This is a genomic window from Lysobacter sp. KACC 24251 (genome assembly GCF_057747755.1).
The window spans coordinates 197276-212070 of the sequence record NZ_CM173222.1 but is presented as its reverse complement, the minus strand read 5'-3'; the positions used below and the strand labels follow the sequence as shown (position 1 = coordinate 212070).

Annotated in this window: 10 protein-coding genes; 1 reads left to right on the top strand and 9 read right to left on the bottom strand. The window is 69.5% G+C overall.

The annotated features are described in order from the left end of the window. Window positions 1-54: 54 nt before the first annotated feature. A complete protein-coding gene (locus tag AC3ARF_RS00965; protein ID WP_498929464.1) occupies window positions 55-993 on the bottom strand; it encodes an endonuclease/exonuclease/phosphatase family protein in 939 nt (312 codons plus the stop codon). Between the two features lie 363 nt (window positions 994-1356). Then, the gene (locus tag AC3ARF_RS00960; protein WP_498929462.1) at window positions 1357-4038 is read right to left on the bottom strand and encodes an alpha-amylase family glycosyl hydrolase; all 2682 of its coding nucleotides are present in this window, start codon (window positions 4036-4038) and stop codon (window positions 1357-1359) included. A 253-nt stretch (window positions 4039-4291) separates the two neighbouring features. Between AC3ARF_RS00960 and AC3ARF_RS00955 the strand changes: the two genes are divergently transcribed. Further along, a complete protein-coding gene (locus AC3ARF_RS00955; protein WP_498929460.1) occupies window positions 4292-7012 on the top strand; it encodes a TonB-dependent receptor in 2721 nt (906 codons plus the stop codon). A gap of 109 nt (window positions 7013-7121) precedes the next feature. Here AC3ARF_RS00955 and glk read toward each other — a convergent pair whose 3' ends face one another. The 7 genes from glk to rhlB form a co-directional block, all read right to left on the bottom strand. Then, window positions 7122-8111, bottom strand: a complete 990-nt coding sequence (gene glk, locus AC3ARF_RS00950; protein ID WP_498929458.1) for a glucokinase — start codon at window positions 8109-8111, stop codon at window positions 7122-7124. Between the two features lie 219 nt (window positions 8112-8330). Beyond that, window positions 8331-9392 carry a prephenate dehydrogenase/arogenate dehydrogenase family protein gene (locus AC3ARF_RS00945; RefSeq protein WP_498929456.1) on the bottom strand — a complete coding sequence of 354 codons (1062 nt, stop codon included), beginning with the start codon at window positions 9390-9392 and terminating at the stop codon, window positions 8331-8333. A gap of 94 nt (window positions 9393-9486) precedes the next feature. Continuing rightward, window positions 9487-10188, bottom strand: coding sequence for a uracil-DNA glycosylase (ung, locus tag AC3ARF_RS00940; RefSeq protein WP_498929454.1), 702 nt, complete (start codon window positions 10186-10188; stop codon window positions 9487-9489). Window positions 10189-10283: 95 nt separating this feature from the next. After that, window positions 10284-11126, bottom strand: a complete 843-nt coding sequence (locus tag AC3ARF_RS00935; protein ID WP_498929452.1) for a response regulator — start codon at window positions 11124-11126, stop codon at window positions 10284-10286. Between the two features lie 2 nt (window positions 11127-11128). Further along, the gene (gene ftsX, locus AC3ARF_RS00930) at window positions 11129-12085 is read right to left on the bottom strand and encodes a permease-like cell division protein FtsX (protein WP_498929451.1); all 957 of its coding nucleotides are present in this window, start codon (window positions 12083-12085) and stop codon (window positions 11129-11131) included. Beyond that, the gene (gene ftsE / locus AC3ARF_RS00925; RefSeq protein WP_498929449.1) at window positions 12082-12768 is read right to left on the bottom strand and encodes a cell division ATP-binding protein FtsE; all 687 of its coding nucleotides are present in this window, start codon (window positions 12766-12768) and stop codon (window positions 12082-12084) included. Before ftsE ends, ftsX begins: the two co-directional genes overlap by 4 nt. Window positions 12769-12879: 111 nt before the next feature. Continuing rightward, complete coding sequence (gene rhlB, locus AC3ARF_RS00920; protein WP_498929447.1) at window positions 12880-14649, bottom strand: ATP-dependent RNA helicase RhlB; 1770 nt, start codon at window positions 14647-14649, stop codon at window positions 12880-12882. Between the last annotated feature and the right edge of the window lie 146 nt (window positions 14650-14795).

Genomic DNA, 14795 nt, shown 5'->3' with positions numbered 1-14795 from the left:
GGCCTCGCGGCCGCCGTGCGTCGGAAGCGCACGTGGCGCGGGCGATGGCGCCGCTCAGGGCGGGGCGGGCGTCGGCCAGGCCAGATCGGCCACGACCGGAAAGTGGTCGGAGGGAAACCTTCCCGCGTCCTGCGCATCGAGCGTCGCGGCCCGCACCACGTCCAGCCCGCGCACCAGGATCCAGTCGATGCGCCGGTCGGCGCGCCCGCTGAACCCGTGGAAGGTGGCCGCCGGGCCTTCCTGCTGCGGCGCGGCCGGCCACGCATCACGCAACGGCGGCACCAGCGCGGCGTGCACCGGATTGGCCGGATCGATGTTGAAGTCGCCCGTGACCACCACCGGCACACCGGCCGGCAGCGCCGCAATGCGTGCGCGCAGCAGCGCCACGCCACGCATCCGCGCCGGCTGGTCCTCGTCGCGGTACGGCAGGTGGGTGTTGAACAGATAGAACCGGTGGCCGTCGGCCTTGCGTTCGAACAGCGCCCAGGTGGCCAGCCGCGGATACAGGTGCTGCCACGTGATGCTGCCCGGCACCTCCGGCGTGTCCGACAGCCAAAAATCGCCTGAAGCGAGTACGCGCAGGCGGTCGTGGCGATACAACACGCCGACGTGCTCATCACCGGGCCCGCCCCGCCGGCCTTCACCGAACCACGCGTAGCCCCGCAGGTGCTCGACCAGGTAATCACCCTGCTCGGCGTACAGCTCCTGGGTGCCGATCACGTCCGGTTGCTGCGCGGCCAGCAGCCGTGCCATCTGCTCGCGCCGCAGCGCCCAACGGTTGTCGCCGTCGGCGTCGGTGGGCAGGCGCACGTTGAAGGTCATCACCCGCAGCGGCGGCGCACTGGCGGGCGCTGGCGCTGGCACGGCCGGCGGACCGGCCACGGCGGGCAACCACACCGCCGCCACTGCGACGGCAACGGCCATCACCCGCAGCACATCGCGCGCGACCGCGCCGCGCCCCCACCATTCACGCATCCGCTTGCAATGCTGCATCGTCTGACTCCGCCACATCCGCCGCGAGTGTAGCCGGCAAGCCAGGAAGCCTCATGCATGAGCCTCCGGGCCTCACCGCTGAGGCAAGAAGCCCCATGCGCGAGGCATCAGGGCTCACGGACGAGCGAAAAAGCCTCGTGAGTGAGGCTTCGGGGCTCAACGACGAGGCAAAAAGCCTCACGCACGAGGCTTCGGGGCCCAACGGTGCAGCAAAGAGCCTCATGCACGAGCCTCCGAGCCTCAACCGTGGGGCAAAAAGCCTCATGCACGAGGCCCAGCGGCTCACCACCGAGGCATGAACACTGGAGGGGGAGGCTGAAACGCTCAGGGGGAGGCCTGAGCCCGGGATGCCTACCAGGCGCCCTACCGCGTACTTACGCTCACCGCATCCATCACCCGCGGCGCGGTCGCGCCATCGCCACCGCCGAACACCATCGCCCCGCCCGCCGGAGTCAACGCGCGGTAGCCGCCGTCGTAGTCCCAGGTGGTGACGTACACCTTGACCCCGGCCAGCGTCGCCGGGTGGCCGAGCGCGCTGGCAGGCAGGGTCAGGCGCAACGTCGCGCTGGCGCGATCGACGCCGAGGGTCGCCGCCGGCGTCACCGCAGTGCCCTCGTCGGTGGCAGTGGCGCCGTCCGCGGCGAACAGTGCGTTCGACCAGCCGTGCACGCGCAGCCGGTAATGCCAGCGCATGCCGTCGGGCAGGTGGGCGTTCTGTTGTGGCATGACCGTCGCGCCATCCGTGCGACCCGGCAGTTGCACGTACACGGTGTAGGCGGCGTGGTCGAAGCCGTTGGCGGGGTTCCACGCCGCGGCCATGGCGGCGGTCTGCAGTTCCAGTTGCAGCGCGCCGCCATTGGCCGCCACGCGCACGCGGCGCAGGTCGAGCACGCGCCCGGCCGCGCGCCAGCCGGCGTCGTCGGGGTAACGGTACTGGCCGTTGGGGCCGTGGTCGTCATCGGCGGGATCATCCACCACGGCGAGCGCGGTCCACACCGGATCCACGCGAAACACCTCCGCCGCGGATGCAACACCGCCGATCGGGTCCCATGCGACGAGGCGATGCTCCACTGCGGCGTCCACCAACCCGGCAGTGGCGACGTGGGCCTGCCAACGGCCGTCGCGGCCGACCGGCACGCGTTGGGCGGTGGCGACGTCGCCATCCAGCACCAACTGGATTTCACGCTGTGCACGCGCCGTGCCGCGGGCGGTGATGGGGCCGCCTGCCGCGCGTGACGGCAAGGCATCCAGGGTGAGGTGCGGCGTGGCCGCCACCGAGCGATCTGTCGCTGCGGCGGACGGCATTGGCGGCGCCGCGCCCTCCGCGTCCGGCGAAGCATTCGGCGCGGCGATCTGCGCCGAATGCAACCACACCTGACCGCTGCGCGCAGCCAACAGCAGCGTGACCCGTCCGCCCGCGCCCACCACCAACTCGTGCACCGGCGCATCGATCGCGAAGGCACCCCGCAACACCGTGCCCGTGGGCAGCCCGGTGTCGAGGTTGTCGAGCAGCGTGGCGCGATCGGCGGTGTTGAACACCACCAGCGCGGCGTCGCCTTCGCCGCGCATGCGGTAGGCCAGGGCGCCCGGTGCCGCCGCGTTGGCCTGCAGCACCTCGGGCACGCCGCGGGACAACACCCGGTGCCCGCGGCGCAGCGCGATGACCTGCTGCAGGTAGCGGTACAGCGGCGCCTGGGTGTCGAAGTGGTCGCGTCCGCCAGCGCCATAGCCCGCCGCGAACATCGCCGCGCGCGGCTGGGTGAAGCCCTGCTCGGTGCCGTAGTAGATGGTGGGAATGCCGGGCAGGGTCATCAGCATCAGCAACGCCTGCTTCAGCCCTGGCTCGGTGCCACCGGCCAGGAACCGGTCGACGTCATGGTTGTCGATGAAGCTGGGCATCAGGTGCGGCTGCGCGTGTACCTGCATGACGTTGGCGATGCGGTGTGCCAGCGCGGCCGGGGCCTGCCCGCGCGCAAACACGTCCAGCGTGGTGCCGTACAGCGGGAAGTTGATCATGCCCGGTAGCAGCGGCGTGCCATCGGCGCCACGCATGTAGCCGTCGATTCGCCGCGCCTGCACGTCCTCGAACGGGCGGTCGATGCCGAAGCCCTCGCCGAAGACGTGGAACTGCTCGCGCCCCGTCGCCCGCGCGGCCTGCAGGATGCCGGGACGGCCCGGGCCACGACCGTGGAGGAAGTCGGCGAAGAACGCCGGCGGCACGTAGAACGCGGTGTCCACCCGATACGCGTCCACCCCCGCCTCGCGGATCCAGTACGCATACGAGTCGCGTAACGCGTCGCGCACTTGCGGGTTCTCGGTGTTGAGGTCATCCAGCCCGGCCATCTGCCAGTCGCGTTCCTGCACCGGGTCGGCATAGTCACTGATGTCAGGGGTCCAGTGGTAGATCCCCGCCGCACGGTGCGAACGCCGGCGCGGATCATTCAGGTCGAACGGCGCCTGCGTCGGGGCCGTGCGCCCGCCCGCGGCCGGATGCAGCACGAAGTGCGCCGCAGGATCGTCGGCGGACCACCCGCCCTTGTAGCCCCAGTAGTTGGCCACGTGGTTGACCACGATGTCCTGCACCAGGTACATGCCACGCGCGTGCAGCCCGCGCGACAGCGCCCGGTAGTCGTCCAGCGTGCCGAAGTGCGCGTCGATGCGTTTGAAATTCTCGGCCCAGTAGCCGTGGTAGCCCCCGTAGGTCACGTCGCGGTTCCACCACTGGTGCGCGACCGGTGGCGTGATCCACACCGCGGTGGCGCCCAGTCCGCGGATGTAGTCGAGCCGCCTGGCCAAGCCTCGCAGGTCGCCCCCGCTGTAGCGCGCGCCGTCGCGCGGGTCGGACTCGCCCTCGCCCTGGTTGTTGTTGCGCGGGTCGCCATCGTCGAAGCGGTCGATCATCGCGAAGTAGATGACCTGGTCGCGCCAGTCCGGCGACGGCACGTGCAGCGCGCCCGACGGGCGGGACGCGGCGGCCGCCGGCGTCGGCGCGCATGCCATGGCCAGCCCGCCGGCCAGTCCCCAAACCAATGGCGCAAAGCGCATTCAGAAACCCTCCCGCGGCGGGTCGGCTCCGCCCGTGGCGCGACCAATATTCCACGCACCCGGGGCAAACGTGACCACGCATGCGTCCGTTCGCAATGAATACGTATGCAGCCCGATTTGTGCACGACCGGCCGCGACTACCATCGGTTCACGCTGGAGTTGGGCATTACGTCCAGCCAAACCGGGGCCAGCCAGGCGCAATCGACGCAAGCGGTCCGAAACAGATAACGATTGAGTTCAAGTGGAGGGGGAGATGTTGAAGCTGAAGCGCAACCTGCTCAGCGTGGCGCTGGCATCGGCAACGATGCTCGTGGCCGCGGGCGTACAGGCGCAGACCGTCACCGACGGCGCCCAGGAGAATCAGAGCGACGCGACCCAGGACGATGCGTCAACCCTGGACAAGGTCACCGTGACCGGCATCCGCGTCGGCATCGAGCGTGCGATCGAGACCAAGCAGTCGGCTGACGTGATCGTCGAGGCGATTTCCGCCGAGGACATCGGCAAGCTGCCCGACCAAAGCATCGCCGAGTCGATCGCCCGCCTGCCGGGCCTGACCGCGCAGCGCGTGGCCGGCCGCGCCTCCACCATCAGCATCCGCGGCCTGGCCGAGGACTTCGGCACCACCCTGTTGAACGGGCGTGAGCAGGTCAGCGTGGGCCACAACCGTGGCGCCGAGTTCGACCAGTACCCCTCCGAACTGCTCAGCGCCGTGGTGGTGCACAAGACCGTTGACGCGGGCCTGATCGGCCAGGGCCTCTCCGGCACCGTGAACCTCAAGACCGTGCGGCCGCTGGACTTCAGCGAGCGCGTCACCGCGTTCAACGTGCGCGGCGAGAAGAATTCGCTGGGCGAGCTCAACCCCGGCTACGACGACATGGGCTTCCGCGCCAGCGCGTCGTACATCGACCAGTTCCTGGACGACAAGCTGGGCGTGGCCATCGGCTATGCGCACATGGATTCGCCGGGACAGGCGAACCGCTGGGAAGCGTGGGGCTATCCGACCGACTTCCCTGGCGCCGGCGGCAACGCCGTGATCGGCGGCAGCAAGTCGATCGCGTCGTCCACCGAGAGCAAGCGCGACGGCCTGATGGGCGTGTTGGAGTTCAAGCCCAACGACCGCTACTCGACCGTACTCGACCTGTTCTACTCCGAGTTCGACAAATCCGAGACCAGCCGCTTCATCGAGGCGCCGCTGGGCTGGGGCAACCGCAATGAGGTCACGCTCACCAACCCGGTGATCCGCGATGGCATGGTCGTCGGCGGCACCTTCAGCAACGTGCGCCCGGTGCTGCGCAACGACCTCAACACCCAGGACGACAAGATCTTCGCCGCGGGCTGGAACCACAAGTTCCGCTTCAACGACCAGTGGACGGCCACCGCCGACCTCAGCTGGTCCAAGGCCGAGCGCGACGAGATGCTGCTGGAGACGTACGCCGGCCTCGGACACGTCAGCCAAGGCAACACCGCCAACGTCGACTTCACCATCGACACCGCCACCGGCCTGCCCAACTTCACCTACGACGTGGCCCTGGCCGATCCGGCCAACGTGGTGCTCACCGACCCGGCGGGCTGGGGCCAGGCGGGCTTCGTCAAGTTCCCGCGCGTGGAGGACGAGTTGACCTCGCTGCGCCTGGGCGCCGAGCGCAGCTTTGACGACGGCATCTTCAGCAGCGTGGAATTCGGCGTTAACCGCGCCGAGCGCGAGAAGACCCGGCAGAGCGGGCTGGAGGCGTTCCTGCGCGTGCCCAACGGTGGGCTGTCGATGCCGATCCCCGGCAGCGCGATCAACGATCCCGCGGACCTCGGTTTCACTGGCATTCCCGGCACCATCAGCTACGACATCATGCAGGTCTATGGCCTGTACGAGATCGACCCGCACAGCCATCCCGACATCCGCAACAAGAACTGGACGGTCAACGAGGACACGACCACCGGTTACGTGAAGTGGAATATCAATACCGACGTGGGCTCCACGTCGCTGCGCGGCAACGTCGGCCTGCAGGTGGTGCGCGTCGACCAGAGCTCCGATGGCCTGATCGTGCCCTTCTCCGACGCCGACGCGCCGATTCCGCTCAACGGCGGGGCGGTCCATACCGACGTGCTGCCCAGCCTGAACCTGGCGTTCGGCCTGGCCCATGACCAGACGCTGCGCATTGGCCTGGGTGAGCAGATGGCCCGTCCGCGCATGGACCAGATGCGCGCCAACCAGAACGTCGAGGTCAAGACCGACCGCGGTCCTACCCCGGTGTGGTACGCCAGCGGCGGCAACCCGGAGCTGGAACCGTGGCGCGCGACCGCGGTGGACGTGTCGTACGAGAAGTATTTCGCGGACCGCGGCTACTTCTCCCTCGCGGCCTTCCACAAGGACCTGCATTCGTGGGTCATGGAAGTCGAGGAATACGGCTACGATTTCACCGGCTACGAGCCGCGCGGCATCGTGCCGCCGTCCAACATCGGCTACTTCAAGGCGCCGCGCAACGTGAACGGCGGCATCATCTACGGCTTCGAGGCCGCGGTGTCGGTGCCGTTCGACCTGCTGTGGGCGCCGCTGGACGGCTTCGGCGTACAGGCCAGCTACTCCAACACGCACAGCCGCGTCACTCCGTTCGAGAACGAACCGGCGATCCAGCTGCCGGGCCTGTCGCGCGAGGTGTCCAACCTCACCCTGTACTACGAGAAGTATGGCTTCTCGGCCCGCGTGAGCCAGCGCAAGCGCTCCTCGTTCCTGGGCGAAGTGCAGGGCTTTGGCGGTGACCGTTCGCCGCGCTACATCCAGGGCGAGGAGATCATCGACGCGCAGCTGGGCTACACCTTCGGCGAGGGCACCAGCCTGGCAGGCCTGTCGCTGCTGCTGCAGGTCAACAACCTGGACAACGAACCGTACCGCGAGACGTTCGATGCCGACGGCAACCAGCCGCGGATGTACAACGAGTACGGCCGCCAGGTCCTGCTGGGTGCCAGCTACCGCTTCTAAGGCTTGCCCGCGTCGGAAAAAACGAACCCGCCAGCTGATGCTGGCGGGTTTTTTATTTTGTCGTGGGCGAGGTCTGCAGACCAGCAGGTATCGTGCCCGTCGTCGAGGATCAGGCCGTGCCCTGGCGCAACGCCACCGCCGCGCCGAGCAGCCCCGGATGCGGGTGCGTCACCACATTCACCGACACCGACTCCAGATACGCCGCGAACCGCCCCTTGGCCAGGAAACGCTCGCGGAACGCGCTGCTGCGCAGGAACGGCACGAAGCGCGGGACGATGCCGCCGGCGATCACCAGCGTGCGTGCGCCATGGATCAGCGCGGCGTCGCCGGCCACGCTGCCGAGGATCGCGCAGAAGCGCGCCAGCGCGCGGCGTGAGGCTACGTCGTGGCCTTCCAGCGCGGCGGCCACGATCTCGGCCGGATCTCGCACGCCAGTCGGTGTCGCACCGGGGGTGGGGGCCACGCCGCGCAACGCGGCATCCAGTTGGGCGAGGCCGGCACCGGACAACACGCGCTCGTGCGATGTGCGGCCGTGCTGCGCATCCATCCAGCGCACGATGGCGTGCTCCTCCTCGCCGATCGGGGCCAGGGTCACGTGGCCACCCTCGGTTTCCACCGGCTGCCAGCCGCGCTGGGCGTCGCCAACCAGCAGGGCCACGCCAAAGCCGGTGCCCGGGCCCAGCACACTCACGGGCCCGCGCAGCGGTGCCATCGACGGGCCATACAGGGCGACGCAGTCCTCCGGCGACAGCGCCGGGACCGCCCACGCGACGGCGCCAAAATCATTGAGCATGCGCAGCTCATCCAAGCCCAGCGTACGTTGCAGCTCGCTGCGGCTGAACGACCAGGCGCGGTTGGTCAGCCGGATCTCGTCGGCCGCAACCGGCGAGGCGACGGCGATCGCGGCGCGCCGCGGGCGCACCCCGACACCTTCCAGGTAATGCTCCGCCGCGTGCTGCAGGCTGGCGAACTCGGCATTGCACAGCGCCCGCGACTGCAGCAGCGCCGGCTGCGGCGCGGACAGATCGGTCAGCGCGAAGCGCGCGTTGGTGCCGCCGATGTCGGCGATCAACGCCAGCTGGTTTGAATCCGCCGTCATGACACTCCCCTGCCTTGCCCGCTGGCTTGCGCAACCCGCGGCTGGCGCGGGACCCAGAGGCAAGCGTACCTGCCAGCAGGGGGATGAGCAGGTGCATACGATTGCAGCTGCCTGCTTGGGAGCAAGGCTACGCTAAAGAACACACTTACCGCATTCGAACGTGCGACAAGCGTCTAGGGACACACGACCGTCACGTCAGCGGCATGGCGAGAAACCGCGTTATCCCGCTCCCTGCACCCTCCGGCTCATCCCGAGGATGCCGCGGAACAGCACCTGCACGTCGTCTGGCGCGAGCCCCGCCGCTTCGGCCCATTGCGCGCGCTGGTGCATCAGGTCGGCCTCCCGCGTCGGGTCCAGCACCGGCGCCCCAAGTTCACGTTTGGCCGCCGCTGCCCGTGCGCTCAGTTCACGTCGACGACGCAGCAGGTCCACCAGCTCGCGGTCCAACTCGTCGATGTGTTCGCGCACCTCGCGTAATGCCGGCGAATGTTGTCCGAGGTCCGGAATCGCCAGAGCCACCGCGGCGGCCGCGGGCTCGCTGGTGGCGCTGTCGCCGATGCGTTCGTCGATCTGCCGCAATGCGTCGATGAACTGACGCCGGGTGTGCGCGGCGTATGGATTGTCGTTCTGGATCGCGCGGAACAGGTGGCCGGCGTCCGCGCGCACCGCGGCGATCGAGGCCGCGAGGGCGGCGAAGCTGGGCGGGGCCCAACGTAGGTCATCGCCCACGCCGAGGTCGAGCAGGCCCTTGGCGATGAAGAACGCCATCGCATGGGTCAGTGCCATGAAGCGGTCGTGCGCCTCCGGCGTCTGCCGCGTCACTTCGCTGCCGAGTGCGACGAACAGCGCCTCGGCGCGGTCCGCGGCGCGCGGATGCTGCGGACTGGAGCAGATCACGGTGCGCAACGGCTCGGCGCGCGCGATGCTGAGCGGACCGAACAGCGGATGCGCGCCAACGTGCGCGATGTCGCGTCCCAGCAGCGCATCCATCACTTCGCACGGCCCCTGCTTCACGCTTGCCACGTCGATGACGATGTGGTGCGGCTGCAGGTGTGGACGCAGCGCCTGCAGCGCGGATTGGAACTGCGACACCGGCACCGCGACGATCAGCACCTCGGCCTGCGCTGCCAACGCCTCGGGCGAGGCAACGGCATGGGCTGCGGGCACCGCAGCCACCGGATCATGCGCGTACCAGGGGTATGCCTGTGCTTGCAGCAGACCGGCCAATGCCTGGCCAAAGCGGCCGTAACCGAGGATGCCGAGGGTGCCGGCCACTGCCATGGGACTGCCTTGCGATGCGGGACGACCATTTTTTCACGCCGACACCCCTATTTTTTCAGCGGTTTCCGAGGAAACGGTCACCGCTGATGCGCCCTCAGGCCAACGCCGCGCGCGGCGGCAACGACCAGTCGATGGGCGCCAATCCTTGCCGCGCGAGGTAGGCGTTGGCGGCGGAGAAGTGCCCGCAGCCACTGAAGCCGCGATGTGCCGACAGAGGCGACGGGTGCGGCGCCTTCAGCACCTTGTGCCTGCGCGGATCGATCACCTTGCCCTTGGCCTGCGCGTAGCTGCCCCACAGCAGGAACACCAGCCCTTCGCGTTCACGGTTGAGCGTGTCCACCACGTGGTCGGTAAACCCTTCCCAACCCTTGCCCTGGTGGCTGCCCGCCTTGCCGGCCTCGACCGTGAGCACGGCATTGAGCAGCAGCACGCCTTGCCGCGCCCAAGGCAGCAGGCAACCGTGGTCCGGTCGCGGCACGCCGAGGTCGCGTTCGATTTCCTTGTAGATGTTGAGCAGCGACGGCGGCACGTCCACGCCCGGCTGCACCGAGAAGCACAACCCATGCGCCTGGCCCGCACCGTGGTACGGGTCCTGGCCAAGGACCACCACTTTCACCTGGTCGAAGGGCGTGGCCTCGAACGCGGCAAAGATCTGCGGCCCCGGCGGATACACCTCCGCGCCCCGCGCCTTGCGCTCGCGCAGGAAGTCCGACAGCGCCCGCATGTCCTCGCGCTGCAGCCAGTCGCCCACGCGCGCTTTCCACGAAGGCTCGAGCTTGATGCGTTCTTCAACCATGACGCATGGCAAGCCGGGAGGGCAGCGCCCTCTCAACAAAGCGTGTAACGGGGAGCGACTTGAGAGGGCGCTGTCCTCCCGGCTTCCCGCAGTACTCAACCATCAATCGCCCCCTGCTCCGGCAGCCGCGCCAACCGCAACTGGAACAGCGTCTTGGTGATCAGCAACCGCTCCTCGATCGGCTTCAGCACCAGATCATTGGCGCCATCTCGCAGCAGCGCCGTCTGGTTGGCCGGATTCGCGTCGCCGGTCATCACCAGCACCGGCAGGCGCCGCTTGCCGTAGCCGTACACCTGGCGCACGCGCTGCAGCAGGTCGCCGCCTTCCAGCGCACCCTTCAGGTACACGTCGGTGAGGATCACGTCGGCACCGACGTCGTCCTGGCCCAGGTGCGCCTCCAGGTGCGCCAGCGCCTCTTCCACGCCGACGAAATGCAGCACCTTGAGGCCGTGGCGCTCAAGCATCCGCTTGGTCGCCAGCGCCACCACCTTGCTGTCCTCCACGTACAACACGCGCGCGCCGGGGATGGCCTCGGGCTGCACGTAGCCGCGGATGAAGGTGGCCAGCGCTTGATGCCCCAGCGCCTTGTCGAAATAATCGGTGACGTCTTCGGTGAAACGCCGCGCCTCCAGGTGCGACTGTGCCTCGCCGGAGACCACGATCACCGGCACATACGCCTGTCCTGCGGCCTCGCGCACGGTGCGCGCCAGTGCTATGCCATCGCCGTCGGGCAGCACCAGCGAGGTGGTGACCAGGTTGACCGGGCCCCCGGCCAGCGCCGCACGGGCCTCGGCGATGCTGCCGCATGACACCAGTTGCACCCCCGGCAGCTCGCGCACCAGCACGTCGCCGATGAGCTTGCGCACCAGTTTGGAGCCGTCGACGACCATCACCCGCGTGGCGGCGGCGTCCAGATGACGGAGTTCGGTGCTGTCCATGCTCAGGTGTCGGTTGGTCGCGTCTGCCGCAGGTAATGGCCGGTGACCAGGCCAGCACCGAGCCAGCCGAGCCCGCCGGCGCCGGCCACGAGGCACGCGGCTTGTTGCAGGTTGAAGCCCTGCAGGGCGAAACGGCTGCCGTAGCTGGCGGCCAGTTCGGCCAGTGGCACGCGCAGGGCGAGGTCGGCGGCGTTCAGCATCGCCAGCGCAATCGCGCCCGCGGCAAGGCCGTAGCAGGCACCCAGGTACAGGAACGGACGGCGGATGAAGCCGTCGGTCGCGCCCAGCAACTGCAGCACGCCGATTTCCTCGCGCCGCGACTGGATGTCCAGGCGGACGGTGTTGCCCACCACCAGCAGCGCGCCAAGCCCCAGCAGCGCGGCCAGCACCAGGGCGACGCGGCCACCGAAGCGGAGCCAGCCATCCAGGCGCTGGCGCCAGGTGGCATCGTGCTGCACCACGTCGGCCTCCGGCAGCGCCTGCAGCGCGTCGGCAAGCAGCGTCTCGTCGCCCCTTGGCATGACCAGCAGCAGGTGCGGCAGCGGGTTGCCGTCCACGCCGGCGAGCACGTCGGAAAGCCCGCTGCGCTCGCGCAGTTCGGCCAGCCCCTGTTCAGGCGTGCGGTGCTCGACGGCGGCGACGTCGCCGCGCGCGCGCAGTTGCGCAGCGAGTTCGGTGGCGCGGGCGCGGGCGACTTCGGGCTTGAGGAACACGCTGACCTGCCGCGCCTGCTGCACATCGCCGGTGAAGCGCTGCACGTTCTGCAGCGCCACCCACAACCCGAGCGGCAGCGCCAGCGCCACCGCCATGACGCCCACCGTCAGCAGCGTGGCCCAGGGTTTGCGCAGCATGCGGCCCACGCTGGCCACCAGGCTGTAGACGTGGTGGTCGAACCACGTGCCCAGCCGGGACTGCGCGCGACCGGGGGGCGTGGGCAGGTTGCCCGTGTCGACACTCATTCGGCCAGTTCCTCCGGACGGATGTCATCGACCAGGCGGCCCTGGTTGAGCACCAGCACGCGCTTTTTCATACGCTTGACCAGCCCCAGGTCATGGCTGGCCACCAGCACGCTGGTGCCGCGCTCGGGCAGGCTTTCGAACAGGGCCAGGATCTCGGCCGACAACGTGGGATCCAGGTTGCCGGTGGGTTCGTCGGCCACCAGCAGCGCCGGCTCGGTCACCACCGCGCGGGCGATGCCCACGCGCTGCTGTTCGCCGGCGGACAGCTGGGTCGGCAGCGCATTGGCACGCGCACCCAGCCCCACCCGCTCCAGCACCACGCGCACGCGCTTGGCGATGTCGCCCCGGCGCAGCCCGCGCAGCAGCAGTGGCAGCGCGACGTTGTCGGCCACGCTGCGATCCGCGAGCAGGCGGTGGTCTTGGTAGACCACGCCCACGTCGCGTCGGTGCAGGGCGACTTTGCCGCCACGCACCTTCAACAGGTTCTTCTCGCGGAACAGGACGGCGCCGCGGCTGGGGCGCTCGCTGAGGTGGATGAGCTTGAGCAGGGTGCTCTTGCCGGCGCCGGAATGCCCGGTGACGAACAGCATCTCGCCGGCCGCCACGTCAAAGCTGACCTCGCTCAGGGCGGTATGGCCACCGCCGTATTGCTTGCTGACGTTGTCGAAGCGCAGGACGCTCATCGGTCACCGGTCGTTGTCGATGCCATCAGTATCGACGGCGACGGCGACGAAGACCAGCGCAGCACGGCGACACCCCGCCCGAACGGGGCAGGGCGTCGCAGTCCCATGGCGTCAGTGCTGCGAACGCGGGGCGCGGGTCACCAGCGCCTTGAGCCCACGGCCGATGCGCGTCAGCAGGCCCGCCTTGGCTTCAGTCGCGGCCGGTCGCGACGGCTTGGTAGCCGGCACGTGGTTGGGCTTGCCGGCCGGGCGCGCCACGGGGGCCGGTGCGGCGACCTGCCCATCGTTGGCGACGGCGCCCTCGGCCCCGTCGATGCGGCGCCCACCGCGGCGGCGGCGGCGCTTGCGCGCGGGACGATCGGCCTCGGCCCCTTCCGCACCGGGAGCGGCCTGCACCGCCGGATTGGGTTCGGGGCGCGGCGGCCGCGCGGGCTGCCCCTCCCCGGCCTCGCGGCGCGGACGGCCGGCATGACCGCCGCCCTCGCTGCGGCCACCTTCGCGGCGAGCGCCTTCGCGGGTTCCGCTACGGCTGCCGCTTCCGCTGCGGCTGCCGCGCGCGCCCTGGCCGCGACCACCGCCGCGACGCTCCTCGTCGGCGGCGCGCTGCTCGCGCGCCTCCTTGAAGATGCCGGCGATGCTCTCGGCCTCGCCATCCTCGCCCTCGTCCACTCCGCCTTCCGGCAGCGGGCGCGGAGTGCGCGGCAGCGCCGTGAGAAGCTCGGCGGTCACCGGCTCGGACGGGATCTTCTGCTCGATGTAGGCCTCGATGTCCGGCAGGCCCTGGGCATAGCGCTCGCAGGCGAAGCTGATCGCGTCGCCCTCCGCGCCCAGGCGCGCGGTGCGGCCGATGCGGTGCACGTAGTCCTCGGCATCGAACGGCAGGTCGTAGTTGTAGACGTGCGACACGCCGTCGATGTGCAGGCCGCGCGCGGCCACGTCGGTGGCCACCAGCAGCTCCAGCTGACCGGCCTGGAACTTCTTCAGCAGCGACTCGCGCTTCTTCTGCGGCACGTCGCCCGACAGCACGCCCACGCGGTAACCGGCCTTCTCCAGCGCCCGCGCCACGCGCTCGACGAACGCCTTGGTATTGACGAACACCATCGTCCGCGCACCCTCGCTGCGCGACAACAGGCCCAGCAGCAGCGGGATCTTCTCTTCGTCCGCGGGGTAGTACAGCCTCTGCCGCACCCGGGCCGCGGTGATGGATTCGGTTTCCACGACGAGCTTCTCCGGCTCGTTCATGTGCTCGTAGGCCAACTCCAGCACGCGGTGGCTGAGGGTGGCGCTGAACAGCAGGGTCTGCCGCGTGGTGCGCTCGGGCATGCGGCGCAGCAGGAAGCGGATGTCCTTGATGAAGCCCAGGTCGAACATGCGGTCGGCTTCGTCCAGCACGCACATCTCGCAGGCGTGCAGGCTGACCACCTTGTGCTGCTTGACGTAGTCGATGAGGCGGCCGGGCGTGGCGATGATGACGTCGGCGCCCTTCTGCAGGATCTCGCGCTGCTTGTCGTAGTCCACGCCACCGTAGACCAGGGCGAACTTCAGGCCCAGGTCGCTGCCGAACTTCACCGCGTCCTTGTGGATCTGGATGGCGAGTTCGCGGGTCGGCGCGAGGATCAGCGCGCGCGGGTCCTCGGGCTTGCGGTCGGCCAGGGCCGGACGGGTCAGCAGGCGGTTCATCACCGCGACCAGGAAGGCCAGGGTCTTGCCGGTGCCGGTCTGGGCCTGGCCGGCGACGTCGCGGCCCTGCAGGGCCAGCGGCAGGGTCAGCGCCTGGATCGGGGTCATGCGGGAGAACCCGGCGCTCTCCAGACCGGCCAGCAGGCTCGGATGCAGGTCGAACGACGAGAAGGAAATATCGGTTAGGGGCTTGTCGCTCATCGGCTTGGCATGTCCGCGCGCGGTCCGCAGAGTTGCGGTGGTGCGCTTGCGTGGGTGGCGGTCCGCATCGCAGACTGCCGGTGCCGGCGTCCTCGGATGCCGGCTCGGATTGGGGTCCCCGGCCGCCTTGAAGCCGTCGGGTAACG